The organism is Gemmatimonadota bacterium (genome assembly GCA_026705765.1).
Taxonomy (GTDB): domain Bacteria; phylum Latescibacterota; class UBA2968; order UBA2968; family UBA2968; genus VXRD01.
In genome coordinates this window covers 57,565-64,349 of the sequence record JAPPAB010000043.1, presented here as the reverse complement: position 1 = coordinate 64,349, position 6,785 = coordinate 57,565, and the positions used below count along the sequence as shown (strand labels likewise).

Annotated in this window: 4 protein-coding genes; all 4 read right to left on the bottom strand. The window is 52.2% G+C overall.

What is annotated here, in order from left to right; genetic code table 11:
• Positions 1-112: 112 nt before the first annotated feature.
• Genes OXH16_05510 through OXH16_05495 form a run of 4 tightly spaced genes read right to left on the bottom strand, consistent with a single transcriptional unit; the run spans position 113 to position 6,642 of the window.
• Complete coding sequence (locus OXH16_05510) at positions 113-2,539, bottom strand: ABC transporter permease (protein ID MCY3680832.1); 2,427 nt, start codon at positions 2,537-2,539, stop codon at positions 113-115.
• A gap of 6 nt (positions 2,540-2,545) precedes the next feature.
• Positions 2,546-4,480, bottom strand: coding sequence for an NAD(P)/FAD-dependent oxidoreductase (locus OXH16_05505; GenBank protein MCY3680831.1), 1,935 nt, complete (start codon positions 4,478-4,480; stop codon positions 2,546-2,548).
• Positions 4,481-4,493: 13 nt separating this feature from the next.
• Positions 4,494-5,684 (bottom strand): MFS transporter, encoded by a 1,191-nt coding sequence (locus OXH16_05500; protein MCY3680830.1) that lies wholly within the window; start codon positions 5,682-5,684, stop codon positions 4,494-4,496.
• A gap of 10 nt (positions 5,685-5,694) precedes the next feature.
• Positions 5,695-6,642 (bottom strand): aldo/keto reductase, encoded by a 948-nt coding sequence (locus tag OXH16_05495; protein ID MCY3680829.1) that lies wholly within the window; start codon positions 6,640-6,642, stop codon positions 5,695-5,697.
• Between the last annotated feature and the right edge of the window lie 143 nt (positions 6,643-6,785).

Here is a 6,785-nt window from a genome sequence, read left to right as displayed (position 1 = left end):
CAACGAATCAACGAATCAACGAATCAACGAATCAACGAATCAACGAATCAACGAACCCCACCCATCCTCCCAAAACCAGTATATATTACCATTCGTCTATTCGTTTATTCGTTTACTCATGCCTCAGTATTTCTACCGGATTAGTGTGCGCCACTCTGAACGCCTGCGTACCAACGGTCAAAAGTGCAATCAGAAGCGCGAGCAAACCCGAAAACACAAAAGGCCATAAACTGAGAGACGCGCGATACGCAAAATTTTGCAAATAGGTATTTGTCAAATAATAAGCAACGGGCCAGGCAATGAGATTGGCGACAAGCACCAGCTTCAAAAACGCTTTGGACAACAACAAAACAACACTTGAAACAGACGCACCGAGCACCTTGCGAATACCAATCTCGCGCCTGCGGCGTTCAGCCGTAAAAGCCGCCAGCCCGAACAAACCCAAACACGCCAGCAAACACACCAACCCGGCAAAAGCGGTAACAGCCTGCCCCAAAACCCTTTCCGTCCGATAAATCGCATCGAGTTCTTCATCGAGAAATGTAAACGCAAAAGGCTTATCGGCTGGCATAAATGTATCCCAGGTCTCCTCGAGAAAAGGTCGAACCACTAAAAAATCGCGCACCCGCAACGCCAGATAATCGTAAAACCACTGCCGATAGGCAAAAACCGCCGGACCAATCGGTTCGCGAAGAGAAGCATAGTGAAAATCTGCAATCACGCCAATCACAGTCCCCTTAGCATCATCTTCTGAACGCGCCCGTCCAAAACGCCGTCCCACGGCATCCTCCACTGTCCAGCCAAGCGCGCGCACAGCGGTCTCATTGAGAATATACGCATGCGTGCGATCGCGCTCAACCCCGGGTGAAAACGTGCGACCAGCCAGAATGGACACACCGAAAGTAGCAAAAAAATCTTCATCGGCCTCCTGCACTGGCATCCGCCACTCGGTATGATCCTGACCTTCCGGCTTGACAATCCGCACAAAACCACCGCCATCACGCCCAGGCAAAAAGCGAAACGCAGACGCCGAAACAATATCGGGATGTACCAAAAACGCCTGCTTTACAGTATTGTACTGTGCCACGAGCCAGGGATCTTCATTGGTCTTGAGCCGGCGATCCAGCTTAAAAATAGGCAACAAAACGAGATGCTCTTTATCAAAACCGAGATCCTTGTACTGAATATAGTCCAGTTGCCGATAAATAACATCCGCAACAATCACAAGCAAAATAGCAATGGCAAATTGCGCCACAACCAGAACCTGCCGAAGCCGCGCACCCGGCAAATGCGCGACGCCCTTGAGCACATCAGCCGGACGAAACCCCGAAAAATAAAACGCGGGATACATCCCCGCCATCAAACCCACAAACACGGCAAGCCCTAAAAGACCCGGCAAAAGCCCGAACAGCATCGATGCGTCAAGAGCATAATGCGCGTCTGTGCGCGCGCTGAGTTCTGACAACGCGATGCGCGCCAGAGGCACGGCTACAACCACAGCCAGCAACGCGAGCAAAACCGTCTCGCACAAAAACTGCTGAACCAACTGACTGCGCCGCGCGCCAACCACCTTCCGCATCCCCACCTCGCGCGCCCGATACATCGAACGCGCCGTGGCGAGATTGACAAAATTGATCGCCGCAATCGCCAGCACCAGCACCGCAATCGTCGCAAAAAGATAGAGCATCTGAACATTGCCACCTGAAGGCAAATTGTAATCCTGAACCCCATACAAATGCACCCGCGTAAGAGGCTGCAAGCGAAACGAAAGAATGCGGCGCACATCTGCGCCCATATGCCGTTCAATAACACCCGACATCTTTGCTTCGAATTCACCCGCATCTACCCCATCGCGCAAACGCACAAAAGTCTCAATACCCGCCTGTTGCACCAGCCCCCGCCACTGCGTCCAATCAAAAACAGCCTCCACTGTCCGCCCATCGGTAAAATGCAACAAATCAAACCGAAGGGACGAAAACTTTGGAGGCGTTTGCAAAACAGCGGCAACCGTATAATCGCCGCCGTAATACCGCTCGCGAATCGTAATAACCTTGCCTATGGGATCAACCTTGCCAAACAACTTCTCTGCCGCCGACTCCGTAATCGCAATGCGATACGGCTGCGACAACGCGCTGGCATCACCAGTTAAAAAAGGAAAGTGAAACAACTCAAAAAACCGATCGTCAACCTGCCCCTGCGCCAGCGTAAGCTCTCGGTCCTCATACCGCACCACAACCGGATAAATGCGATTCTTGGACGCCAACTCAACTTCGGGCATCTCCGCCTCAAGTGTCCGCGCGAGCGCCCCCGAAGTCAGCCACCGCACCTGCGTTTGCTCATTGCTCACCCGCTCCCGCAAAACCCGATAAATGCGATGCATATCCGGATGAAACCGATCATAGCTCATCTCGGAAAAAATAATCACAATCGCCATCACACAACACGACAGCCCCACAATAAGACTGAGCAAATTGATCAGCGTATCGCGCTTATGCGACCACAGATTGCGGCATGCGATGGTGAAATAGTTGGAGAACATGAGAATCTAAACAAACACATAATCCTCGGGATCGGGCGCCCGCGTTTGCTTCCAGAACTCGTGCATTGAAAACGGCCAATTTTGCGTCACCCGCCCGGCCTCGTTCTTATACCAGCTCCGAACATTTGGCGCACCCCATGCCATCTCCAGATTACCCGCATCAATGCGCTCATTATATTGATCGTGCACATCCCGTTTGCAATCCATCGCAGCGCACCCCGTCTCAATCAGCAACTTGATACACCCCAGGATATACCTCATCTCGCACTCAGAAAAAAAGATAATACTCCCATTCACAACAATATTTGTATTTGGCCCATACATACAAAAAAAATTGGGAAATCCCGGAATAGAAACACCTTTATATGCGCGCGGATCGCCATCCCAATGCGCCTGTAAATCCCTGCGCCCAACCCCCTCAAACGTCATCGGCCACAACATCCGACTCGGCTGAAACCCCGTACCGTAAATCAGCACATCAAAATCATAGCCCTCACCCGACCGCGTCTCCAAACCGGACTCTGTAATCCTCCCAATCGGATCTGTAATCAGATGCACATTCTCCCGCTTCAAAGTGCGCAACCACAGGCCATTATCCCACAACATGCGCTTGCCAGCCGGCGGAAAATCCGGAATACACTTCTGCATCAACTCGGGATCATCACCCAGCACCGACTCGATATATTCTATAATCCGCTGGCGCACCTTGTCATTCGCCTTGCTCACCGCGCGTTCCTGATGTGGCCATGCCGGATCCTTTTTCGCCGCACCGAGCATCCCCTCTGCCGAACGCCAGAACATAAACAGCCGAAACCACTTGGCGTAAAACGGCACATGATTCAAAAGATAGTGTTGCCCCTCTGGCACATCCGCATGATAATGCGGATTGGGCTGAATCCAGGGCGGCGTACGCTGAAACACAAAAACCTCGCGCGCCTGTTTTGCAATCTCCGGCACAAACTGAAAGGCACTCGCGCCCGTACCGATCACCCCAACGCACTTATCCGTCAAATCGCACTCCCGCGGCCATCGCGCAGAATGAAATGCAATCCCCCGATAGCACTCGCGCCCCGCAATATCCGGCAACTTTGGGCGATTGAGCTGCCCCACAGCACTGATAATAGCATTCGCCTCAATCGCCTGCCTCACCCCCTCTTTATCCCGCACCTCAACCTTCCAGACCTTGCGCTCTTCATCAAAACGCCCACACACAACCTCTGTCCGAAACCGGACATGCTCGCGCAGACGAAAATCCTCTGCAAACTGCCTGAAATAATCGAGAAGCACCCGCTGCGTAGAAAAATACTGCGGCCAATTTTTGGGCACAAAAGAATAGGAATACGAGTGATTCGGACTATCAACGCGGCATCCGGGATACGTATTCTCCAGCCATGTCCCACCCACATCGGCATTCTTCTCCACCACCGTAAACGAAATCCCCACCTCTTGAAGCCGATGCGCCGCCAGCAACCCGGACATCCCCGCCCCAATAACCAACACGCGAAAATCCCGCCTCTTATTCCCGGGCAAATCATCCATCCCCGGAGGCACAAAAGGATCCTCGTCATTCAGGGATAACTCCCCCTCCAGAAACGCCCCGTAATCTTCGGGAATCTCCTCCCCAATCATAAAATTCATCATCTCCCAAACCCGAGCCCGGCCCGGTGCAGGCGGCAAAGTACAACCGCGATCCCGATAGGCCTTCAACACCTCAAAAGCAATCTCTCGAACAACCGCCTGCTGATCCTCTTTCACACCCGCCTGTGGATCCGCCAGATTCCTCGCCCGTGGGCGAATCTCCCCCCGAACAATGTCCATATCCCCGGTCAAATGCACCAGAGAAACCATCAGCGCGGGAATATTCGCATCCGCCAACGCCGCCCGGATCGCCTCGTCGTCTTCAACAATCGGTTCCCATGTATCAAACGCCTTACCAGCCATCGTCCTTCTCCGCTCACGAAACAGGTTGTGCAGCTACGCCATCCGGCATCTCCTCCCGCTCCCGCTCAAGCTGCCCTTCGGGATCGACCCATTGACTCACAATCAGGGAAATCAGTGCCAGAACAGCACCGCTAAAGAAAATCACCTGATATCCAAAATAGTGCCATGCAAAACCGCCCAAAAGCGGTGCCGCAACAGAAGCCACATGATTCATCGTCACACCCATCGCAAGCGACGGCTTGAGATCCGACTCCGGCGCGATCTTGTGCAAATACGTCGTCAGCGCAATCCCGCCAAAAAAGATAATATTATCGACACAATACAAAACGTACAGCGTGGGACGATGCGTCACCACTGCGTATCCCAAAAACACAAAAGTCAACCCGATATAACTGAGCGACAGCATCTTCCGCTCGCCGTAATGATCCACCATTTTTCCCATCGTCGGCGCAGTCAGCGTAATCAACGTCTGATTCATCAGCACCAGAATCATCGTCGTATGCACGGGCATCCCGTGTATCTTCACCAGAGCAAAAATCGCAAACGTAATAAACATCTGCTTCCGCATACCCTGCAGAAAATTCAGCGCATAATACAGACCATACCGCCGCTTAAACACAAAACTTCGCTCGTGAGCTGGCCGCTTGCGAGACGCAAACAAAATGGCAAAACCACCACCCACAGTAGCGGCACCCGCCATAATAAACAAACCATTGTACCCGACAAAATCGTAAGCCAACTTACAAATCAGAATAGACAGCAACCACGCCACACTATTCACACTGCGCAACTGCCCCAACCACTTCCCCTTCTTACCCTCTGGCGAAAAAAGCAACGCCATCGACTGCTCCATAGGGATCCAGCAGTGAAACCCCACACCCCACACAAACGAATACACCGCCAGCAAAAAAACCGAATCAACCTGGGCATAAGCCATAATACCCGCGCCCATAACCATCAGCGAAATCGCAGCCACAACCGGAGGCGCGAACCGCACCATCAGCGCGACAAAAAACGCATTCATAAAACCCGACACCTCGCGCAGGGCTTCCACATACCCCAACTCGTGCGCGTCGATATTCAGGCGATCAACAACAAAATTGTTGTAAAGCGTCAACTGCACGCCAAAAAAAATCCCCTGCGAAGCAACCGCAAGCGCCAGCAAACGAAAGTCCCGATTCCACTCAGAAATTGGATTATTCAAAAAAACTCCTTTAATTCCCTAACGGCTCCCACACATCGCCAAAAATAGACCGCAACCGCACCATATCTTCATCTGGCAAAGGCGGGCCGAGAATCGCCTTCACATTCTCCTCCAAATGGTCAATATTTGCCGTACCCGACAGCACCACACCCATCGCGGGATGTGCATTCACATACTTATAACCCGCCGCGGGCAACGACGTAACATCGCCCTTAACCAGCCATCCCAGCGGATCCTCAGCGTCCAGGGCGTCTCGCGCAATCAACCCCTTATCCTTTGCATACGCAATGCGCTCCTCAAGCACATCGGGCCGAGCCAGTGCCCGCCGAACAGCAACCATACAAATCACGCCCACATCCCGCTCCTGACACATAGGCAAAACCTCGTGCTCGGGCGTTGGACTCAACAAATTGTAACCCACCATAGCCGTATCGAACAAATCATCCGACAAAGCCATAGAAAACATCTCGTGTTTATGATCTTCGGCATACGTCTCGCTCACCCCCATAAACCCGAACTTCCCTTGATCTTTCAGCCTCTCCACCGTGGGCCACAACTGCTCAATAGCCTCAGAATAATGGTATGGACGAACACCGTGCCACTGCATCACATCGACATAATCCACCTGCAACCGCTTCAAACTGCGCTCAATAGAATCTACGACATTCTCTGGACTCACAAGCTCACCGCTATTGTGAAGATGGGCGTGAAATTTAGTCGCCAGAATATAATCATCGCGCGGCACACCCTTGAGCGCATTTCCGAGAATCGTCTCACTCTCGCCATACGCGGCAGCCGTATCGAAAAAATTGATACCGAGATCCAGCGCGCGCTGCACCAAACGATTCACACCCGCCTGATCGACACCCGTCTTTTGACCCATTTGCGTAGGTCCACCACCGCCAATCCCCATAATCGAAACCTTCAAACCCGTGCGTCCCAATATGCGATATTCCATAAAACCTCCTAAAAACGAATAGACGAATAGACGAATCCCGCCCAACCACCCAAAATCGTTATGAGTTTCAATGAACTACTGGCGCAGTTGTATCACGCTCCGTTGATTCGTTGATTCGTTGATTCGCTTAATATAGGGCATCG

Bases quoted from the DNA above. Each gene is read 5' to 3' on its own strand.
- OXH16_05510 (MCY3680832.1), bottom strand. From the start codon at position 2,539: ATGTTCTCCAACTATTTCACCATCGCATGCCGCAATCTGTGGTCGCAT.
- OXH16_05505 (MCY3680831.1), bottom strand. From the start codon at position 4,480: ATGGCTGGTAAGGCGTTTGATACATGGGAACCGATTGTTGAAGACGAC.
- OXH16_05495 (MCY3680829.1), bottom strand. From the start codon at position 6,642: ATGGAATATCGCATATTGGGACGCACGGGTTTGAAGGTTTCGATTATG.